We start from the raw sequence: 22,119 nt of genomic DNA, 5'->3' as shown, positions 1-22,119 counted from the left end.
AAAAATGAAACGGGGGAGATAACATGTCATTTAACCAACTGCCAGGAGCACAAGGTCTCTACCGTCCTGATTTTGAACATGACGCATGTGGAATTGGCTTATACGCTCATATTAAAGGACGCGCTACACATGATATTGTTAGAAAAGGACTAAAAATGCTTTGTCAATTAGATCATCGCGGAGGACAAGGAAGTGATCCGCTAACTGGGGATGGCGCAGGATTAATGGTGCAAATCCCAGATGAATTTTTCAAGTATACATGTTCGGAAATGAACTTACCGGAAAAAGGTCGCTATGGAGTTGGAATGCTCTTCTTTTCAAAAAATGATGAAGCACGAATTGAGATTGAAGCTCAATTAAATTCATTTGTTGAAAAAGAAGGACAAACTGTACTTGGTTGGAGAACCGTTCCTGTAAATGAAAACACGATCGGATTGGCAGCACAGGAAAGCAGTCCGGTTATTAGACAGCTTTTTATTGGAGCAGATGACCATATTAAAGATGACCTAGTTTTTGAACGCAAATTATATATCATTAGAAAACAGGCAGAACGATGGGCCCGTGATCGTGAGCAACGCTTCTATTTCGCAAGTCTATCAAGCAGAACAATCGTGTATAAGGGGTTGCTAACGCCTGATCAGGTGGATGCTTTTTATTTAGATCTACAAGACGAGAAATTTGTTTCAGCATTTGCATTAGTACATTCACGCTTTAGCACAAATACATTTCCTAGCTGGGAAAGAGCTCATCCAAACCGATACCTTATCCATAATGGAGAAATTAATACATTAAGAGGTAATATTAACTGGATGCAGGCTAGAGAAAAGCAGTTTGTATCAAAAGCGTTTGGGGAAGATCTGCCTAAAGTGCTGCCAATTTTAGATACAGACGGCAGTGACTCGTCCATTCTAGATAACGCACTAGAATTTTTTGTCCTAGCAGGCCGTAAGCCCGCACATGCAGCGATGATGTTAATTCCTGAACCATGGACAGAAAACGAGCATATGCCGAAGGAAAAGAAAGCATTTTACGAGTATCACAGCACGCTAATGGAGCCTTGGGATGGACCTACAGCGATTTCATTTACAGATGGAAATCAAATAGGGGCAATCTTAGACCGAAATGGTCTTCGTCCTGCTCGGTACTATGTAACAAAAGATGATTACATTATTTTCTCCTCTGAGGTTGGTGTGATCGATGTTAAAGAGGAAAACATCCTATACAAAGAACGTTTAAGTCCAGGGAATATGCTGTTAATCGATTTAGAAGAAGGACGTATTATTCCGGATGAAGAGATTAAATCGGAAATGGCACAACATTATCCTTATCAACAATGGCTTGATGAGCAGCTCGTTAAATTGACTCAATATGAACTAAATACGGAAGAAGAGGCAGTTACGGATTTGCTTTTCCGTCAAAAGGCATTTGGTTATACCCATGAAGATATTCATAAATACTTAATCCCAATGATCACGGAAGGGAAAGATCCGCTTGGCTCAATGGGAAATGATATGCCGCTTGCGGTATTATCGGATCGCCCGCAGTCTTTGTTTAATTACTTTAAACAGTTATTTGCACAGGTGACAAATCCACCGATCGATTCGATCCGTGAACAAATCGTTACTTCAACAGTCACCTATTTAGGGGCTGAAGCAAACCTGCTGCATCCAGATAATCAAAATTGCCGTCGCATTCAGCTGCAAACACCTATTTTGACAAATGCTCAAATGCAGCAATTAAAATCAAACAACCTGTCAGAATTTAAAAGTCATATCATTCACACCTTATTTTCAGAAGATTTAGAGAGTGAACTTGAGAGAATCGTTGCTGAAGCGGAACGAGCAATTGCTAATGGGTTCAGTCTTTTAATATTGTCTGATCGAAATATGGACAAAGGTCAAGCAGCCATTCCAACTCTACTGGCAGCAAGTGCGCTTCACCAGCATCTTGTACGTAACGGAAACAGAACAAAGGTCAGCATAGTTGTTGAAACAGGTGAGGCAAGAGAGGTCCATCATTTTGCCGCATTAATTGGGTATGGTGTTGATGCTATTAATCCTTATCTGACTTTTACAACCTATAAGCAGGCCATTCTTGAAGGGGATTTACTGGTTTCCTATGAAGACGCAGTGGCTAAGTATATTAAAGCTGTGACCGAAGGCGTTGTAAAAGTCATGTCCAAAATGGGGATCTCAACCGTTCAAAGCTACCGTGGAGCTCAAATATTTGAAGCTGTTGGGATCAGTTCAACAGTGATTGATCGATACTTCAGCGGGACAGCATCACAGCTTAGCGGGATTGAATTGGAAACAATCGCAAAAGAAGCTCTGCTTCGTCATGAAACAGCTTTAGCAGAATCATATGATCGTACACTTGAGTCGGGAAGTGACTTCCAATGGAGGAAGACGGGTGAACATCATGCGTTTAATCCAAAAACGATTCATACCTTGCAATGGGCATGCCGTAAAAATGATTATGATCTGTATAAACAATATGCAGACATGGCAAATGAAGAGAGAATTGGTTTCCTGCGTAATCTATTTACGTTTAATAAAACACGTAAAGCTTTGCCAATTGATGAAGTTGAATCAGTGGATTCCATCGTGCGTCGTTTCAAAACAGGGGCAATGTCCTTTGGTTCCTTGAGTAAAGAAGCGCATGAAGCATTGGCAATTGCCATGAACCGTTTAGGTGGAAAAAGCAATAGCGGTGAGGGTGGAGAAGATGCTAGCCGCTATACCCTTGATGAAAATGGTGACAACCGGAGAAGTGCAATCAAGCAAATTGCATCCGGCCGATTTGGTGTAAAAAGTCACTACCTTGTAAATGCCAATGAGCTGCAAATTAAAATGGCGCAAGGGGCAAAGCCTGGAGAAGGCGGTCAGCTTCCTGGAAATAAAGTATACCCATGGGTAGCGGATGTACGTGGTTCAACACCTGGTGTAGGTTTAATATCACCTCCCCCTCACCATGATATATACTCAATCGAGGATTTGGCGCAGTTAATTCATGATTTGAAAAATGCCAACCGCGATGCACGCATCAGCGTGAAACTTGTGGCAAAGGCCGGAGTTGGAACGATTGCTGCTGGTGTTGCGAAAGGTGCAGCGGATGTGATCGTCATCAGCGGTTATGACGGAGGTACAGGTGCATCACCTAAAACGAGTATCAAGCACACAGGATTGCCTTGGGAGCTTGGACTAGCAGAAGCGCATCAAACGTTAATGTTAAACGGTTTACGTGAGCGGGTAGTGTTAGAAACTGACGGAAAACTGATGACAGGGAAAGATGTTGTCATGGCTGCCCTATTTGGTGCTGAAGAATTTGGGTTCGCTACAGCCCCGCTTGTTATTTTAGGATGTATCATGATGCGAGCGTGTCATTTAGATACTTGTCCTGTAGGGGTAGCAACACAAAATCCCGAGCTTCGCAATAAATTCACGGGTGACCCGGATCATATCGTCAATTACATGCGTTTTATCGCTCAAGAAGTAAGAGAAAGCATGGCGGAGCTTGGCTTTAGAACGGTTGAAGAAATGGTAGGGCGTACGGATGTATTAGAAATAAGCGACCGTGCAAAAAAACATTGGAAAGCAAAGGATTTGGATTTATCAACCCTCCTTTATCAGCCTGAAGGAATTCGTACATTTAAAACGCCACAAAATCACAAAATTGCTCAATCACTTGATATAAAAGAAATTTTGCCAGCTGTTCAACCAGCTCTATTCGATCAGACTCCAGTCGATGCCTCATTCTCGATTACAAATGTTAATCGCGTTGTTGGAACGATTGTGGGAAGTGAAGTATCAAAACGATACGGAGAAGAAGGATTGCCTGAAGACACGATTACCCTTCGTTTTACGGGTTCAGCAGGACAGAGCTTTGGCGCATTTGTTCCAAAAGGGATGTCTCTCTATTTAACAGGGGATGTCAATGATTATATTGGAAAAGGCTTATCCGGAGGTAAATTGGTTGTAAAAGCGCCAGAGGCTTCTAAGCTCTCACCACGAGAAAATGTTATTGCTGGTAACGTTGCCTTTTATGGTGCTACAAGCGGTGAAGCATATATAAACGGACGTGCAGGTGAACGATTTGCTGTTCGAAACAGCGGTGCGAACATAGTCGTTGAAGGGATCGGTGACCATGGTCTAGAGTATATGACGGGCGGTCGCATAATTGTTTTAGGTGATGTTGGTAAAAACTTCGCTGCGGGAATGTCTGGTGGTATTGCTTATGTGCTTTCGGACAATCAAGAAGCGTTTAAAGCCCTTTGCAACAAAGAAATGATTGCCTTTGAATCAATTGAATCGGAGCAGGATGCAATTAAAGTAAAAGAAATGATCGAAAATCATCTTACTTATACTGAAAGTGCAAAAGCTGCTTATATACTAAATAATTGGAACGATCTAGTGACGAAATTTGTCAAAGTGATTCCTAACGACTACAAACGAATGACTGATCTTATTCAGGAGCAAAAAGCAACCGGCTTAACAGATGATCAAGCTATTATGAGTGCATTTCAAGCGAATGCAAATCAAGAAAAAAAGAAGGCTTCAATAAAGGAAGTAGTATTGCAATAGAAAGGAGAGAGGAAGATGGGAAAAGCAACAGGATTTATGGAATATACTCGTGAAAAGGCTAGTGAAAGAAATCCAATCACGCGTATAAAAGACTGGAAAGAATATTCAAGCCCTTTCTCTGATGAAACGTTAAGTAAGCAAGGAGCCCGTTGTATGGATTGCGGAACTCCTTTCTGTCACATGGGTATGGAGATAAAAGGAGCCACAACTGGCTGTCCAATTAATAACCTGATTCCTGAATGGAATGATTTAGTATACCGCGGCAACTGGAAAGAGGCTCTTGACCGTTTATTAAAAACCAATAATTTCCCTGAATTCACAGGGCGTGTGTGTCCAGCGCCTTGTGAGGGATCTTGTGTTGTAGCCATCTCTGATCCAGCTGTAGCAATCAAAAGCATTGAGCGTACGATTATTGATAAAGGATTTGAAGAAGGGTGGATCACACCACGTATCCCTCAGAACCGTACTGGCAAAAAGATTGCGATTATCGGATCAGGTCCTGCAGGATTAGCAAGTGCTGATCAGTTAAATCAAGCAGGACACTCGGTAACGGTTTATGAACGTTCAGATCGTGCTGGAGGGTTGCTGACATACGGTATTCCTAATATGAAGCTTGAAAAAGAAATCGTTGAACGCCGTATTACATTGTTGACGCAAGAAGGCATTGACTTTGTCACAAACACAGAAGTAGGTAAAGACATCACAGCACAAGAATTAAGAAGTGAGTATGATGCAGTCATCCTTGCTACTGGGGCTCAAAAACAGCGTGATTTGAAGATTGAAGGCCGTGAAGCTAAGGGCATTCATCTAGCAATGGAATATTTAACATCTACTACGAAGAGTTTACTGGATTCAAACTTTAAAGATGGAAACTATATTGATACAGAAGGTAAGGATGTCATTGTAATCGGTGGCGGAGACACTGGAGCAGATTGTGTCGCTACCGCACTTCGTCAAAATTGCCGAAGCGTCGTACAGTTTGGGAAGCACCCAATCTTGCCGGCATCTCGTATGCCAGATAATATGTGGCCAGAATATCCAAATGTTTTTTCACTTGATTATGCATACGCGGAAGCGGACGCTAAGTTCGGAAAAGATCCTCGTCAATACTCCATTCAAACAACAAAAATGGTGATGGATGAGAATGGTGACTTAAAGGAACTCCACACAATTCAAATGGAAAAGTTAAAAGATGAAAATGGTCAATTCTTTTTTAAAGAAATTCCTGGAACAGAAAAAGTATGGCCAGCTCAATTTGTATTCATTGCAATTGGTTTTGAAGGTACTGAACAGCCTGTTCTATCGCAGTTCAGCGTGAACACTAAGAACCAAAAGATTGATGCAAAATACGGAGAATACACAACCAATATTGATGGTGTCTTCGCAGCAGGTGACGCAAGAAGAGGTCAAAGCTTAATCGTCTGGGCAATCAACGAAGGTCGTGAGGTAGCACGTGAAGTAGACCTTTATTTAATGGGCGCTACTGTTTTATCGTAAAAAGATCAATTTGTACAATTAAGAAGGTCAACCAGCATCTCTGGTTGACCTTTTATATTTCCTTGTATGCTTACTCTAAAATTGGCAATCTAGTTAAAAACGCTTACAGTATAGATAAACGTTTTACTAATAAACGTTGAAATACAGAGAATTGAAAGGAGAGAGTAAAACATGATGATATCATTATGGCCGGAGGATGCTCCATTGTCAGCAGGTCATTCAATAGAGGATACTCCTAGTCCTAGGCTGACATCCTACATCTTAAAAAACAAGGAAGAAACGCCAGCGGTCATTATATTACCAGGTGGAGGAAATGGAAGATGAGCACAGCATGAGGGAGAACCTATTGCACATTGGTTGAATGATATTGACATAAGTGCCATCATACTAGATTACCGAGTAGCACCATATAAACATCCAGTTCCACTAATGGACATACAGCGTGCCATTCGATACATTCGTCACTTATACATCTGAATGGAATGTTGAACCTAACCGCATTGGCATTCTCGGCTTCTCAGCGGGGGCATTTAGCCTCTACAGCAGGAACCCATTTTGATAATGGAAATCCAAACGAAATTGATTTAGTAGAGCATGTCTCCTGTCGACCAGACGCAATGATCTTATGTTATCCCGTGATTTCATTTGGTGAGTATCTACATTCATGGCTCCATGAGTAATTTGATTGAAGAGCATGCTTCAAGCGGGCTTCGTGAACAATTATCAAGTTAATTACATGTAACAGCTCAAACACCTCCTGTATTTTTATTGCATACAGCGGATGATCAATCAGTTCCCGTTGAAAACAGTCTTTTATTCGCTGCTTCACATGGAAGGAATCGAATGCCTTTTGATTTACACGTTTACGAAAGCGGAGGTCATGGACTGGGTCTTGCACAGGATCAGAGGCGTATACATGGATCCGAGATTGTGAGCTCTGGTTACGCAAACACGAATTTTAAGAAAGACACTATGTTATCTATCGTGATTGAATATCTTTTATACCAGATAAACGAATCGAATAGATCTTTTGTTGTTCGTCCATCAAAGAAAGCGTTTGCTCAGAAAGGTTAAGATTACTTACACGCCCGCTGCATGTTTGAAACATGCCATTTTCGTAATATTTGATCGTGATCGTTCTATTTTTTCTCAATGCTTTTAGAATCATTTTTTTTACTCCTTTTTTAATTATATTTTTTCTATTCATTTCCTTAAATGGTTAGTCGATATTGTAAGAAAAGAAGATCTCATTTCGTATAGTTTAAGTATACACAAAAATAAGAAAGCGTTTTCATATAAATCTGAACAAAATGTGAATTTGTGAGCAAAAAATGACTGCACAGCATCTATATTCAATTATAAGGAAATAAATTAAGGATCTTCACACTTGCTTTAGGCATGAAAACGAAGAAACTGTGACTTGATTGGAGATGTAAATCATCATAGTGGTTGAGTTTGCCATAAGAGAAGATACCTTAAAAAGATAGTATCATCTAGAGAATGGATGATGAGGGAGAAGAATATAATGCTTCAGATTTATGAGTATGAAATTATGTAAGCGGGGATTTAAAGGGACAAAATTTAAAAAACTGAAAAAGGGAAGCTAGGAGTATAAAAACACCGTGAGTTAGAAATGCTCGGACTCACGGTGTTCCAAATAGATATTATGAGATTATATTAATGCTTTATTATTCGTAAAAAGTTCAAGCTTTTTCACTCTATTGACGGCTTCCTCAAGCAGCGTTTTATCCTGCACTAGAGCAATTCGAACATATCCCTCTCCAGAAGGACCAAAGGCACTGCCTGGAGTAACAACAACATGGGCATGGTCCATTAATGTATAAACGAAATCGATTGAGGTATAACCTTTAGGAATAGGCGCCCAAACAAACATTCCACCTTCAGGGGAAGGGATATCCCATCCTATGTTACGGCAGCTAGTAATAAAACAGTCTCGTCGCTCTTGATAAATGGCTCTCGCTTCTTCGCCATACCAGCCGCCTTCTTTTAGCGCTTTTGCAGCAGCGACCTGTACCGGACGAAAAACCCCATAATCAAGGTTCGATTTCATTTGATTTACTGCCTTAAGAACCTCCGGATGGCCAGCAATATATCCAATACGGCATCCTGCCATATTAAAGCTCTTCGATAAAGAATTGGTTTCTACACCGACATCAATCGCTCCTGGTACTGACAGAAAGCTTATCGGTTTTTTCCCATCATAATAAAGCTCTCCATAAGCAAAATCATGAACAACCAGTATGTTGTGCTTTTGCGCAAATGCGATGACATTCTTATAAAATGCTTCATTTGCCTGAACAGGTACTGGATTTCCAGGAAAGTTCAATATCATCATAGAAGCCTGCTTGGCAATCTCATTGGGAATTGAATCTAAATCGGGAAGAAAGCCATTTTCTGCTGTAAGCGGCATATAATAAGGTTTAGCTTCAGCCATTGATATACCTGTCTCATATGCGGTATAACCTGGGTCAGGAACAAGTATATAATCTCCAGGGTTTGCAAACACCATGGGAATGTGAACAAGCGCATCCTGTGACCCCATAGAAAGCATTACTTCTGTTTGACTATCAATGGTTATATCATGCTCATTGTGATAATAAGCAGACACAGCTTCGTTAAATTCCGGAATACCTGTAAGCGTATAGCCGTACTGATCTTCTTCTGATGATAATGAAGAGACAGTTTCTCTTATAAATCCAGGAGGTGCGAGATCAGGACTCCCGATGCTGAGATCGATCATGGCGGCGCCCTCTGCTGCTTTTTGTTTCTTATATGCGGATAATTCACTAAAGATCAGTGTTTTAAATCCACCCATTCTTTTTGATTGTTGGAACTCCATCCATGAACTCCTCTTTTCTATGTAAAGATTTATTATGCTTCATGCATGTTCAATATTGTACCAAAAAGTGAGACAAAAAACGTTTTTTATATCACTTAATTTAGAGTAAAGGGAGTGATAGTATGCAATTTATCTCTAAAGCCCGTGATCTTAAAGCCTTGCATATGATTGTATATGAGGGTGGATTTGCAAGTGTCAATGAAAAACGAACGATCAACCTATCTCACACAACACAATGGTTACGAATAGAGGACCTCCCAAAGTTAATTGAAACGAGCAGCCTGATTATTCATGATTTGGAAGTGAATGAGCTTACAATAGAGCGAAATAAAGGGCTTAGCGAAAATTATTTGCTTCGTTTTGTTCAAGGAGAAAAGGTATTATTTCAGTTTAAGGATCAGCCTAAAACACAATATCGGCTGCTAGAACACTCACCAGATCTTATACTGGAGGATGTAGACTCAAAAGAAGTGCTAATAAATCCGAAGGGCGAGCTCTCTTTGATCGCAATTCCGGAAAAAGCTTTGTCATCTCCTGTGGTTGAATGTCGCGTTCATGTGAATGAATCGATCAAAAAAGCATTTATGTTTACATACCTAACAGAAGGTCTTCAGTGGCAGGCACAGTACAAGGCAATTTTATCTAATGGTCATTTAACACTGAGCGGTTGGATTGAAGTGAAAAATTCTTCAGGAACATCGTTTTATCATGTATTTCTTCAGACAATGGCTGGGATAACCTCACGAGTACGCGGTCCAGAGCCTAAACCAGAGGTCATGATGGTTGTGCCTTCACAACAAGTAACGGAAGAAACCGTGGGCGAGCTGCACTTATTTACAATTCCGTTTCCTGTTGACATACTCGACCGACAACAAAAACAAATTCAATTCATGCAAGAGAAAAATATACCTTATCGATTGTTTTATGTGGTAACCAGTCATGATAAACATCCTTTGACAACCATAGAATGGCAGCACAAAGAAAAGATTCCGTTGGCAAAAGGTATCATCAAGCTGTATTATCAAAAAGAGAATGGGAACCTGTTCGCAGGGGAAGAACGGATGCCCTATACAGCACCTGCTAGCAAAGTGCAAATTGAGTTCGGCCGTGCCGTTGATATATCTAGTGAACATGTCATTCTTAGAAGGTATATACAGGATGACAAACGATTTGAAGAGCACGCCTATACGTTCTATAATGCTAAGGATGAAGCTGTTCTGGTGATCGTTAAACAACCTGTATTTCAGGAAGATTGGGACCTTGTCAATCATTCTGCTGATATTGTGTATAAAACAGCAAACGAACTGCAGCTATCTGTTACACTAAAGTCAAAGGAAACGCGAAAAATAACGTTTACGATTAAAATGAAGATAAATAATAGAGTATAGTTGTTTCATTTTATGATTAAATCGGTGTAAATGTGCTGTAGTATCAGTATACAACCAATTATTTTCGTGGTAAATTTAACAACATTGAGCCATTACAGGAGGATTACTATGTACGAAAGAGAAGAATCGATTGCAGGCACTGTTCAGACATTAACAGTCGATCGAGAAGCGCCGTTTGGCTTTTATTTAACAAACGGTAATGAAGAGTTTCCATTAAATGAATCAGAAGTGACAGAAACACCAGCAATCGGAGAAACACGTGAATTTTTCCTATATGCTGACCGCAGAGGGCGTGTTGTAGCTTCAATGACGATACCGGAAATCATAAAAGGAAAGTATGGCTGGGCGAAAGTCATTAAAGTCAATGAGCGGGACGGAGCAGCATTAGATATTGGCATTTCAAGAGAAGTATCGGTTTTGCCAATGGATTTACCGGCCGTGCGCCATGTCTGGCCACAAGCGGGAGATTATTTGTACATTACACTTAGAACGGATCGCAGCGGAAATATGTTTGCACGTCTTGCTACTGAAGAAGTTGTTCAAGTGTTATCCGGACGCGCAGAGACCGAACTTCATAATAAAGAACTAAAAGCAAGACCATATCGCCTGCTTCGAGTTGGGACCTTCTTATTAACAGAGGAAGGCTACCGATGCTTTGTACACGAAAGTGAGCGTAAGGGAGAACCGCGTCTTGGTGAAGAAGTGACGGTACGGGTAATTGAGGTAAAAGACGATGGCACATTGAATGGCTCTTTACTTCCACGTAAGCAAGATAAAATGGTGGATGATGCATCGATTGTTTACAACTTTCTCGAGGAGAATGATGGAGCCATTCCTTTTACCGACAAAAGTGATCCCGAGCTAATTCGAGAAACATTTGGTATGAGCAAAGCTTCATTCAAACGCGCTATAGGAAAACTATATAAAGATAATAAAGTTCGTCTAGAAGAAGGCTGGACATATACAACGACCTCTTCTAAAAAGGAAAACTAAAAACGACTGAAAAGAATGGGTGAATTTACCTCATTCTTTTTTTGAATAGGTAAGCTAAATTTAAACCACGTGAGAAAGCGGGTGTCAGAATGAAAGTAGAGCTATCAAAAGTACAATATGAAAAAATGTTAAAGGCATTTTACTTATCTGATCTAGTCTTACATTCAACAAAAGAGGATGAAAAGGACCGGGATACAGAATTTATGGCCACGGAGCAATATATCCTGTCACTGGCGAAGGATTTCGGCTTTGAACATTATGTGGAGTATGATGAGGAGTTTCAAGAATACTTTCCTACGCCATTAATGGAGCAAGACTTTGACTTAGCCATGAGAAATTATGAGCAGGATATATTACCAGACCAGATCGCAGCAACACTTGCTCGCAATGAACTTGAAGACAGTATTCAAAAAGGTTCAATTAGCCAAGATAAAGTATTAGAACTTTTGTTCGAATTAGAGGAAAAATATTATACCAAGTTAGAAGGTGGCGGTTTACATAAACTTAAGCTCGACTAGTAGTAAATGATTGGAAGGAGGAGTAAAATGAGAGTGCAGCCAGCAATGATTGCAATTAATGTGATATTTGCAGCTTTAACCGGTTTCTGGACTATACAAAATATTGTAAGAGGCGACTATGCAATGGGCACCTTGTTAGGCTTTCTCTGTGTAATAAACACGTTTATCGCTGTAAGAAGGTATCAAATTGCAAAGCTACATGAACAGTGCAATCAATAAGTTATTAAATAATCATTAGGAAGAAATGAAATTGTGCATACATCCAGCAACTAAAACGCTGAATAAGGTACAATTTCATTTTTTATCTTCCGTCTCAATATTAATAGTTTACTTAAGTTATGAGATGAATTACGTGTTATTTCTTTAACTTCCTATAATATATATTATGTAAACTAGAAGGAAAAATTATAACATCTGAGGTCTCCCCTCATGTTCACATAAGAATGCCTATCAAGATCCTAACTTTTACATAATCGCTTCGTATGTGGCGAGAATTGCTGTATTTAGCTATAACTTTTATTAATAAAGGTTTTTAAAATGAATTTTCATCATCATACCCTAGATGAATTTATGTTGTATTTGCAAGTTAAAAAACTTACTTAGAAAATACTTTGCGTGGTTATACGGATGATCTGCAAGCTTTTGAAACCTTCTTAGCTGGTCATAAACGCTCTCTGGATATAAATCACTTAAAAGCTTCTAAAGTTCGCCGATTTTTTTAAGATTAAGTGATGAATCATCAAATTTAGCCTCAACCCATTAAACGGTGTTTTTCTTGTTTGACATAGCAGCAAATTGATTTAGAGAACAATATAGTTCGTGTTATTGGAAAGGGTATAAAAGAAAGACTTCTCCCCCAACTCTACATATATGGACTTAACTGTTCCAATACTTGCCGTACCTATTAACCTTTTTCTATTATCTTAATTTTTGCCTTCTCATCCATTGTGTTGCAACCCACTTTTCCCCCGTTATAACGGGTGCTCCACCATGCAAAGTGAGTTCGTTTACATTTGTATCGGTATAGAAATATTCGAAATATACAGCCATACCCTTTTGTGGGGATACCGAAAAATTTAGTTTAGGAAAAATAGTTTCCCCGCCTTGTTCTACATCATTTAAGTACATGATGAGTGTGCTGATTCTATTATTTTTGGATGTGTTGCTTATTTTGGAAAAAAAATCAAAATGAGCTTTATACTCTTGGCTAGGAGCATATTTAAGAATTTGAATACCATCCCCATGTTCAATGGGTATATTCATAATAGATGATATTCTTTTTTCAATTTTGGTAATGATCTCATTTTCATTTTCTTGAAAAAACATACTGCTGCTTGTTCTTATCTCATTTATATCGCGTGTAGCTCCAATTTTTGAACGCTGCATTTTGTCTTTTGACAATTTAATTAGCTCATCACATTCTTCGCTACTCAAAACATTTCCTAAAACTACTATTAGTGGTTCTTCCACTCGAGCAATGATATTAATCTCTCTATCTTCGGTTTTGATAATATGCCCTTTGTGATTAAAAATAGTTTGTTCTTTAATGGTTGATTTTTTGGTATCCACTGTCAACTTTCATCAGCCCCTTAAAAGATGAATTTTCAGAATGGTTCATATATGTAAGCGGTTTCTGTGATAATTATATCATAAATATAGTTTAAATTTCCAAATTTTTTATTGAAAATATTCCCTCACGTTTAAAATCATTTAGTACATTTTGTTTAAAGGAAAACTATATGAAGTCTGTCTTCACCGCAGGTATTCAAGCTCCCTAAGGTCAACCAATACTTACCTCATTAGTAAGTATCTGACATTATAGAAGGAAAATGAGCAACGCCCGCTTACACGAAATGAATTAATGTTTAAGCTACTGGCTACGAAAGCTATGAGACGACAAGAATTAGTGGATTTTATATAGGAACAAATTAATCTGGATAATTTAACCATTTTATTTTGTGGGAAAGGAAAAAAGAACGCCTTTTCCCCTTCATTCCATGATGATCCCATTATTTAAAGCCTAAAAATTTAAGCTAACTGAACAGCAGATCCATATACTGAGCCTGTTTTTTTATAATAAAATCATATACACTAAACCCGTGTGAACTTCTTAAATATTTATGGAAACTTTAGATCGGGCAGGATTGCCCTCTTAAAGATTTATGTTGCATCATTTAAGACATAAAGTTTACTGGATTGTTAGTACAAGAAATAAGGATAAAGTGGATTTGAGGACATTAAAGGAGTTAATAGGACATACGGTTAAATAAGGTTTCAAGAAGTCATACCCCTCCCTTGTTCAACTAATGGACCCGCTAAAATGGTGGTGTACCCTGGTCCAATTTTTAAAGCATCACTTCCACTTCAAGAAGTGATGCTAATTGTAAAAAAAGAAATTGTTATTTATTGACTATTGGGATTACCGATGCTAAGTAATGCTTGTTTAACATTTTCATATGACTTTATAGAAGAGAAATCAATACTTTTCTAATAAATTTTGTGTGTGGTGTGTCAACATAATATTAACTAAGTTTTGAGATAATAAATCATTGTTTTGTACAATTTTTTCACCTATATACTGTAATTCATCCTTCATTGATATCCCTTCTCCCTAACCTATTTTAGAATAAAATATGAAATTGTTAGTTTTATTATCAACTTACAATAATAGATAAAACGAAATAATTGTAATTTCGATTATTTTGATGAAGGTAAAAGCAGAGATTAACTAAATAATTATATAAATCGCTTAAATATTCACTCTTATAACCTTTTTATTCTCTGTTTAAAGTCTAAATTCCTTCTTCATCTAGCCTGTCATAATTGTCCATCAGAAAAAGAATAACTGATGCGTGTTTTTCCACTATTATCCATTTTAATTTATAGAGATATTTGAAATGTTAAAAGCTAGGTGCGCATTATTGTTTTAATTGCTCCAATCTGAACATTTTTCCTGGAAAAATAGCCAACCTCATTTAACATAAACAAGAACAAGATAAAAATACTGAGTTAAACAGTTTCAAACTATGGAATTTGTATTAAATGTCTGGCACCATATAGTGGGAATATGAAGAAAGCTATGAAGTATACAGTAATAGAACCGGAGAGAACTGGACAAAATATTAGAAAAGAAATCCCCGCTAAAAGGCATTCTGCTAAATAGGTGTAGGATGAGTTGTAACCTTTAAATATGTAAAACTAAGCGATGTATATTGAAAACAGTCTCCCTTCAGGGGAGACTGTTTTGTTTTTTGGCATTTAGTTTTTCAACTTTTTTCTTTTCTCCATTTCCTCTGTAACAATAAAAGCTAATTCGTCGTTACCGAATAACGATAAAACTCCCAGCAAAGTCTCATCAGGCACTTCTCCTGCTTCATCCTTAGAAACAGTTAAATCAATCGCTTCTTTCAGGGATTGGTTAGAGGATTGATCAGAATAAGCACGAACATACAGCTCCTCTGGATCAAGGTCATGATTGATGCACCATTGAGCAAATACCAGAATCATCATTTTCTCATCATTTTGGTAGCTTTGGATGATTCGATCTTCTTCTTCTTTTTTCACAAAAATTCTCCTTCAACTACTTGGTAAACTTATTATAACGAATAATTCCGATATTTTCAGTTTTATTAGCATGAGATGGTAATAGTGAAATTTCACAGTAAAATAAAAGTAACATTGCATGTCCTAAATTTTGATTTTTATACTATTTACTTTTTTAGCAAGTGTTTTTTGTTATTATCCATTACAATGATAAAGTTAAATAAGTAATAGTTACACTATGTAGTTTTACGGGCTCATATCCTCTGTCCTATGCATTTCATTAAACCATTCCTTATCCCCAGTTTGCAGCGAGAGATCACTAGTAATTTTAAATAACGCAAAGTTCATTTCGGGATCCATGTTGATCAATTGGTGCGAAGGATCTTTTTCATCAATTAACTCGATGTAATATCTATTCCAGTACCCTTTATTATATTTTCTTTCGTTTTTGCAGTAATAGTTCACTACCCCGCCTTTAAAATCTCCTTCCTTAACATACGCAGTCAAGAGTATACCTTCCGTTAAATTGTACTTGTGCCTTACTGTACAACCAATAAACAGTTCGCTCATCACAGTTCACTCCTAAGTAAATAAATTAATTATTTCATTTATTGGCTTAGGGTTACATTTTCATACGAAAGCGGATTAAGTTTTAAAAAGGATATGTCTCATTTTAACGTTGAGTTATTATAGTGTCTTTATTTATGTGAAGAAAGTTAAATCTAAAATGCAGTCAGTGGTAATAGAGCTGGTAAATGAGTATTCATGACTAATATATGTAAAACTTATTATAAGGTTGTTTCCAAATTCGTTTCCTCACCATGTAAGGGGATTGATCAAAATCTCTGAATCAATTATAAAATCCTCTTTTCTTAACATTCTTTTTCTTATTGGTAATTTCTGGACCTGTCTTCAACCAGCTGATTTGAGTTAACAGTACACTTATCAAAATTAACGATATTCCAATTTTTTGTATATGACTAAGAGGATCCTGCAGCAGAAAATAGCCTAGCATTATGGTTACGATCGGTTCGAAAATACTTAATAGGGCTGCTTTAGCACTTCCGATACGTTCTACACCTTTAGCAAATGCAAGAATTGACAGAAAAGTTGAAAAAAAAGCGATTCCTATGATTGATACCCAACCTGAATAGCTGATTTCTATTGTTAAATTCTGTTTGAACACAGCAAAAATAAATAGTGCTACGCCAGCAAACAGTACAATGTAGGCTGAGCTGAGGATCGGACTTATAGAGTGGTTAATTTTCTCTGTCTGGAATATATAAAAAACGTACAACACGGCACAACTCAATGAACAGCATAATCCGAGGAAATTCAGCTGACTAAAATCGCTTTCTAGCATAAAATAAAGTCCCATTAATGAGAATATAATTGTTATTATCGTGATAAATTCTAACGATTTTTTATAAAATAAGATTGGAAGGATTACAACAAAAACTGGGTACAAGTAAAATACAGTTGCGGCTAAAGATACTGGTAATAATGAATAAGAAGTGAACAAGAGAATGGCCATCCCGGCATAGCCTCCTGCCCCCATAATAAAGAGTGTTATTAGTTGTTTGAGGGGTAATACCCAGTTGGTTTTACTATAAAGGACGCAACACCAAAATAAGGTAGCTGCCACAAGAAATCTATAAAATAAGAGAGTTTCTATACTAACATTTGCAGCAAAAGCATTCTTTGCTAAAATTCCCATGACACCATAACAAGTTGCAGAAACTAATATAAGAAATGATCCATAAATATTATTTTTCATTAGTAATCACTATTGTAAAATATGAGGGTATCTTCTTTTGATCATGTTTAATAGACATTATAGTGATATACATTCCTTCCTAGCTTTTTATAACTGCATGACTTGTAGTGGCTTATACAAGGAGAACGAAAAAATATTAGTTTTAGCTGATATGAAAGGAGACTGAGCCTATGACTGTCTCCTTATTAAAAATAATTAACTTTTTGTGAATAGAAGCTTTTATTGTTCTTTCAGATAATTTTTATCTTCGTCCTTTACCATGCTTGTTCAAGTAATTGAACAATATCTTCCTGGCTTTTTACCTTACGTGGACTACTTGCGACTACTAAATCTCCCATCGCATCTTTGGCAATAATGTTAAATAAATCTTTATTTACATCAACATCTCTAAGCCTTGCTGGCAATTTTAGATCTTGGATAAGAATGCTAACTAATTCTGATGCACGCTGACCCATCTCTTCTGTTGTCATTTCTGATGCATCTAAGCCCATTGCCTTTGATATTTGTGCTTGTTCATGAGTCGTAACTGGCAGGCAATACCGCATAACGTGAGGCAGCATAATACTAGAGGTAACACCATGAGGAACATTAGCATGAGCCCCAAGCTGGTGACCAATTCCATGGCTGACTCCCATCATGACGTTGGTTACTCCAAAAAATGACATCCAGGCTGCTAGTTGACACTGCATACGAGCATCAATATCTGCTGGATCCTCTTGGCATTTTCGTAGGTTTTTATTCAGTAGTTTAATTGATTCCACTGCTAAGGTAGTAGTAACCACCTGTGTCTTTTTTGAGTAAACGGTTTCAATAGAATGATCAAGTGCCCTCAGCCCTGTTGCTGACCAAAGCCATTGGGGGGTATCTAAAGTTACAGAAGGATCTAGAAAAACTTGAATAGGCGTTAGCTTATCATCAATATATAAATTTTTTACCCTTCGTTGTTCATCAGTGATTCCTGCAATATTTGAAAATTCAGCTGCAGATAATGTAGTTGGAATTGATATATGTGGAAGAAGTGAATTCGTTATAGAAGGAATTTCAATTTTATCTGGATATTCAAATTTGACCGCGTATTTACTAAATCCCTCTATGGATTCAATCCCTTCACCTATTACCAGAGCTATCGCTTTAGTTGTATCAATCACTGTCCCGCCACCGAAACTAATCAATAAATCTGGATTATGTTCTTTTATCTTGTCAGCGACCGTGAGAATGCTTGAGGCGGGGGCATGCTGAACTGTTCCAGAAACAACACAAACCAACCTTTCTCCTAGCAGTTTTTTTATTTTCCCAAGTGAAGATGACCCCATTAGAGAGTTGCTAGCAATAACTGCAATTCTGTGACTGTTCAATAGAGCAACCGCTTCAGGAATATTTTCGATAGCTCCCTCTCCAAAAATCACTTTTTCTATTGGCAGAAAACGATATTCTCCCATTGTACCTTTCGACATATCATAACCTCCTTTATTATACTTTTGCTTTTCCTAGGTAAACAGAAGACAATCCATCGGAATCCAATAGTGATTTTAGATAGGATCGATCTCCTTTCTTCACTACCTGTCCTCTTTCTAATATATATCCAACATCAGAAATACGGAGCGCTAATGCAGCCATCTGCTCAGAAATAATAATGGTCATTCCTTTCGACTTAAGCTCTTCCAATAACTGATAGACTTCATCAATGATTATCGGTGCCAGACCTAAGGAAGGCTCATCTAAAAGCAATAAATCTGGTTCGGACAGAAGGGCTGCAGAAATAATCAAAATCTGCTGTTGTCCCCCGCTCAATGTTCCTGCCATCTGATTCTGCTTATTCCCTAAAATTGGGAACTGCTTATAAATTTCATTTATTTTTAATAGAGCATTCCTCCTTTTCTCTTTTGGATTTCGAAAATAGAATCCAATAAGCAGATTATCATGTACAGACTGATCCTTAAATAGTCGTCTGCCTTCCATTACATGACCAATTCCCAGTTTTACACGCTTTTCCACAGGAATGTTCTGAATCTGCCTTCCTTTATAAGAGATCTCGCCTTGATCAGGATCTACCAGGCCACTGATCGTATTAAGTAGCGTGGATTTTCCTGCCCCATTTACCCCGATAATCGCATTGATTTTATTTTTTTCAATGGTCATAGTTACTTCTTTCAATGCGTTTATCGGACCATAATTAACCTGTAGATTTTTTATTTCAAGCATGATGTTCCACCCCCAAATAAGCTCTAATTACATGGTGATCCTTCTGCATCCCTTCCACACTTCCTGAATAAATGACCCCTCCTGATTCAAGAACAAGAATCTCATCAACTAGACCCGTTACGAAGTCCATATGATGATCAATAAGAATTACCGGTATTCCCTGGTTTTTTACATACCTAATTAAACGGTTTAATTCTTCAAGCTCCCCCTCCGATAAGCCGGCAGCCGGTTCGTCCAGTAACAAAAGCTGTGGTTCTGCCAGGATAGCCCTAGCAACCTCAACCATTCTTTGCATTCCGTACGGCAAATTTCCTGCTAATTCATCAGCATAGTCCGTTAAATCGCAAAGCTCCATAATTTCAGTTACCCTGGTTAGCATTTGTTCTTCCTCACGAAGCGAATGATTTGCATTTAGGGTGCAAGCTAAGAGGCTCGATTTGAATAAACGATGTGTTCCTAACAGCAAATTTTCTTTCACTGTCATAGTTGGAACATTATGAGGATCTTGGAATGTCCGGATGATCCCATACCTTGCAATTGAGTGTGTTGCCATATTGGTAATATCTTTGCCGTTAAAGTGAATTTCCCCCTTGGATACGGGATATACTCCGCTAATTAGATTGACAAGTGTACTTTTTCCGGAACCATTGGGTCCAATCAGACCAAGTATTTGTCCTTTTGATAGAGATATGGTGACATCATTTAATGCTCGCAGACCACCAAAGTCTTTGACAACTTCTTTTACATTCAGTATCGGAGAAAAAGACTTTTTTAGAAATGAAGATTGTTTCTCATTCAGAAGTTTACCGTCATTCTTTAATGGGATTGCTTTAATGGATTTATTAATTCTATTTCCTTTTTCCAATGATGTTCTTATCTTGAGTAATCCTGCAAATCCATTTGGAATAAATAAAAAGGAAATCACTAACAATAACGAATAAATCATCAGCTGAAAATCCTGTATAAACTGAAGTTTATTAGGAACAAAAGTTAAGAAGGCAGCACCAAGGATTGGTCCGATCAGCGTTCCAAAACCACCTAAAATGCCCATTATTAGAATTCCAATAGACTGCATCATGTCAAAAGAGTTGGAACCGATATAGGCCATCTGAGAAGCGTATAGTGCACCCGCGATACCAGCAATTGACGCACTTAATGTATAAGCGAGCTGCTTCGCACTTCCAGGAGAAATCCCCAGACTTTCTGCTGATAGTTCGCTGCGATGCACGGCGAGAAAAGAGCGACCCATATATGATTGAACAAAATTTTTCAACAACCACATGGTTACGATCACTATCACTAATACCAACCAATAGTACATCACCATGTTTGCCTGAATCCCAAAAAAGTTTAAGGTTCCTAGCTTAGCAGAAGGAATCCCGCTTAACCCCATTACTCCGCCAGTAACTGAGGACCATTCTTTTACGATTTCCTGAATAATAAATCCAAATCCAAGAGTCATCATAGCTAAATAGAATTCCTTTACTCTCCTTGCCGGTATGGAAAGCAAGAATCCTACAAACGCGTTAAAGATTGCAGCAATGACGATTGTTATAAAAATTGAAAGTCCGAAATGAATCATTAATGTTGCAGATGTATAGGCACCAATTGCATAAAAGGCTGCATGCCCTAATGAGATTTGGCCTGAAAATCCGCTTAATAGATTTATGCTTTGTGCGAGCAGAATGTTAATTCCCCAAAAAATGAATAACTGTATATTAGAATCTGAAAAAAATAATGGTGCAATAAACAAGAGAATAATAAACGAAATTTTGCTAATAGGGTGAAATAATCTTTCTTTAAACATATTCACACCTTTTGCACCGCCTTTATACCAAACAAGCCTTCGGGTTTTATGGCAAGAATGAGTATTAAAATAGCGAAGGCAACCCCATGCTCGGCTGATGTAGAAATATATCCTCCTACTAGTTTCTCAATAACACCAAGTGTCATTCCCCCAATCAGTGCGCCCTTCGAACTCCCCATTCCACCAAGAACCGCCGCGACAAATCCCAAAACCATAATGTTCATACCGAAATCAGGTGCTACATTTCCATAAATAGGTGCAATCAGTAAGCCTGCTACTCCAGCTAATAATGCACTAAGAATAAATGAGATTGTCACTACACTTTTTGACTTGATCCCCATAACACTTGCCAGGTCCGGATCGAAAGAAACAGCTTTCATCGCTTTCCCCCAGATTGTCTTTTTCATTACTAGTTCCATAATTAACATGATTCCAAGACCTGTTCCTAAAACCAATAAATACTGTAAGGACATGCTAATCCCTAGAATAGGCACGTAATCTGTACTTTCAAAAATAAATGCTGGAAAAGCCAAAGCTTGTGCACCCCAAATTTTAGTAGCAAGAGCCTGTAGAAATAGCCCAACACCCAATGTAGCTACAATCCAGCCCATGCTTGTTGGAGATTTGACTAGCGGTCTTACTGATACTCTTTCCAAGATAACTCCAATTATTGAGATGGAAAACATTTCGAGTAATATGGCGACTATCCAAGGAAAGCCGATACTTAAGAACATTAGAATCAACATTGAACAGAACATTAGAAATGGACCATGTGCAAAATTGACGACCTTTGTTGTCCAAAAAGTTATATTAAAGCCATGAGCAATGAGGGAATATACGGAACCAACGCATATTCCCATAAAGATCAATTCGAGCATAAATTGAAAATCAATCATAATGGCCCTCCTATTTTTAATAGAAATGCTAACTGTGGATTTTTTGCACGTCCCTCTT

At 38.0% G+C, this 22,119-nt stretch carries 19 protein-coding genes and 1 pseudogene; 10 read left to right on the top strand and 10 right to left on the bottom strand.

Annotation, left to right across the window (positions count from 1 at the left end; all coding sequences use genetic code 11):
• Positions 1-23: 23 nt before the first annotated feature.
• The 5 genes and pseudogenes from gltB to KP78_RS20785 all read left to right on the top strand — a co-directional run.
• Positions 24-4,580, top strand: a complete 4,557-nt coding sequence (gene gltB, locus KP78_RS13745; RefSeq protein WP_041089762.1) for a glutamate synthase large subunit — start codon at positions 24-26, stop codon at positions 4,578-4,580.
• Positions 4,581-4,595: 15 nt separating this feature from the next.
• The gene (gene gltD / locus KP78_RS13740; protein ID WP_041089761.1) at positions 4,596-6,077 is read left to right on the top strand and encodes a glutamate synthase small subunit; all 1,482 of its coding nucleotides are present in this window, start codon (positions 4,596-4,598) and stop codon (positions 6,075-6,077) included.
• A gap of 171 nt (positions 6,078-6,248) precedes the next feature.
• Positions 6,249-6,401, top strand: a complete 153-nt coding sequence (locus KP78_RS20795; RefSeq protein ID WP_235420936.1) for a hypothetical protein — start codon at positions 6,249-6,251, stop codon at positions 6,399-6,401.
• A 158-nt stretch (positions 6,402-6,559) separates the two neighbouring features.
• Positions 6,560-6,757, top strand: coding sequence for a hypothetical protein (locus KP78_RS20790; protein ID WP_235420935.1), 198 nt, complete (start codon positions 6,560-6,562; stop codon positions 6,755-6,757).
• Between the two features lie 88 nt (positions 6,758-6,845).
• Positions 6,846-6,929 (top strand): annotated as a pseudogene (locus KP78_RS20785) (alpha/beta hydrolase); the annotation flags it as partial.
• Positions 6,930-7,056: 127 nt separating this feature from the next.
• Here the strand turns inward: KP78_RS20785 and KP78_RS13735 are convergent.
• Both KP78_RS13735 and KP78_RS13730 read right to left on the bottom strand, forming a co-directional pair.
• On the bottom strand, positions 7,057-7,245 hold the full coding sequence (locus KP78_RS13735) for a YolD-like family protein (RefSeq protein ID WP_041089759.1): 189 nt from the start codon (positions 7,243-7,245) through the stop codon (positions 7,057-7,059).
• Between the two features lie 504 nt (positions 7,246-7,749).
• The gene (locus KP78_RS13730) at positions 7,750-8,937 is read right to left on the bottom strand and encodes an LL-diaminopimelate aminotransferase (RefSeq protein WP_041089757.1); all 1,188 of its coding nucleotides are present in this window, start codon (positions 8,935-8,937) and stop codon (positions 7,750-7,752) included.
• A 122-nt stretch (positions 8,938-9,059) separates the two neighbouring features.
• On the opposite strand from KP78_RS13730, the gene KP78_RS13725 reads away from it, so the two are divergent.
• The 5 genes from KP78_RS13725 to KP78_RS21250 all read left to right on the top strand — a co-directional run bounded on the left by KP78_RS13725 (position 9,060) and on the right by KP78_RS21250 (position 12,558).
• On the top strand, positions 9,060-10,325 hold the full coding sequence (locus tag KP78_RS13725; RefSeq protein WP_041089755.1) for a DUF4139 domain-containing protein: 1,266 nt from the start codon (positions 9,060-9,062) through the stop codon (positions 10,323-10,325).
• Between the two features lie 108 nt (positions 10,326-10,433).
• On the top strand, positions 10,434-11,318 hold the full coding sequence (locus KP78_RS13720; RefSeq protein WP_041089753.1) for a CvfB family protein: 885 nt from the start codon (positions 10,434-10,436) through the stop codon (positions 11,316-11,318).
• 89 nt (positions 11,319-11,407) lie between these two features.
• Positions 11,408-11,836, top strand: a complete 429-nt coding sequence (locus KP78_RS13715; RefSeq protein WP_041089751.1) for a hypothetical protein — start codon at positions 11,408-11,410, stop codon at positions 11,834-11,836.
• 27 nt (positions 11,837-11,863) lie between these two features.
• A complete protein-coding gene (locus KP78_RS13710; RefSeq protein WP_041089749.1) occupies positions 11,864-12,055 on the top strand; it encodes a hypothetical protein in 192 nt (63 codons plus the stop codon).
• Between the two features lie 392 nt (positions 12,056-12,447).
• The gene (locus KP78_RS21250; protein WP_084220072.1) at positions 12,448-12,558 is read left to right on the top strand and encodes a hypothetical protein; all 111 of its coding nucleotides are present in this window, start codon (positions 12,448-12,450) and stop codon (positions 12,556-12,558) included.
• A gap of 196 nt (positions 12,559-12,754) precedes the next feature.
• Here the strand turns inward: KP78_RS21250 and KP78_RS13705 are convergent, their stop codons facing one another.
• The 8 genes from KP78_RS13705 to KP78_RS13670 all read right to left on the bottom strand — a co-directional run bounded on the left by KP78_RS13705 (position 12,755) and on the right by KP78_RS13670 (position 22,061).
• Positions 12,755-13,411: a 2OG-Fe(II) oxygenase gene (locus KP78_RS13705; RefSeq protein ID WP_041089747.1), complete on the bottom strand. Its 657-nt coding sequence runs from the start codon at positions 13,409-13,411 to the stop codon at positions 12,755-12,757.
• A gap of 1,683 nt (positions 13,412-15,094) precedes the next feature.
• Positions 15,095-15,346: a hypothetical protein gene (locus KP78_RS13700; protein ID WP_052474848.1), complete on the bottom strand. Its 252-nt coding sequence runs from the start codon at positions 15,344-15,346 to the stop codon at positions 15,095-15,097.
• A 279-nt stretch (positions 15,347-15,625) separates the two neighbouring features.
• A complete protein-coding gene (locus KP78_RS13695) occupies positions 15,626-15,949 on the bottom strand; it encodes a hypothetical protein (RefSeq protein ID WP_041089743.1) in 324 nt (107 codons plus the stop codon).
• Between the two features lie 280 nt (positions 15,950-16,229).
• Positions 16,230-17,156 carry a DMT family transporter gene (locus KP78_RS13690; RefSeq protein ID WP_041089741.1) on the bottom strand — a complete coding sequence of 309 codons (927 nt, stop codon included), beginning with the start codon at positions 17,154-17,156 and terminating at the stop codon, positions 16,230-16,232.
• Positions 17,157-17,410: 254 nt separating this feature from the next.
• Positions 17,411-18,610 (bottom strand): iron-containing alcohol dehydrogenase, encoded by a 1,200-nt coding sequence (locus KP78_RS13685; protein ID WP_041089739.1) that lies wholly within the window; start codon positions 18,608-18,610, stop codon positions 17,411-17,413.
• Between the two features lie 16 nt (positions 18,611-18,626).
• Positions 18,627-19,358, bottom strand: coding sequence for an ABC transporter ATP-binding protein (locus KP78_RS13680; RefSeq protein WP_041089737.1), 732 nt, complete (start codon positions 19,356-19,358; stop codon positions 18,627-18,629).
• Positions 19,351-21,165, bottom strand: a complete 1,815-nt coding sequence (locus tag KP78_RS13675; protein WP_041089735.1) for a branched-chain amino acid ABC transporter ATP-binding protein/permease — start codon at positions 21,163-21,165, stop codon at positions 19,351-19,353. The genes KP78_RS13680 and KP78_RS13675 overlap by 8 nt, the downstream gene beginning before the upstream one ends.
• A 2-nt stretch (positions 21,166-21,167) precedes the next feature.
• Positions 21,168-22,061: a branched-chain amino acid ABC transporter permease gene (locus tag KP78_RS13670; protein WP_041089734.1), complete on the bottom strand. Its 894-nt coding sequence runs from the start codon at positions 22,059-22,061 to the stop codon at positions 21,168-21,170.
• Positions 22,062-22,119: the final 58 nt, after the last annotated feature.

It is taken from the genome of Jeotgalibacillus soli, from assembly GCF_000829435.1.
Classification (GTDB): domain Bacteria; phylum Bacillota; class Bacilli; order Bacillales; family Jeotgalibacillaceae; genus Jeotgalibacillus; species Jeotgalibacillus soli.
This window is presented reverse-complemented; position numbering and strand designations above follow the sequence as displayed.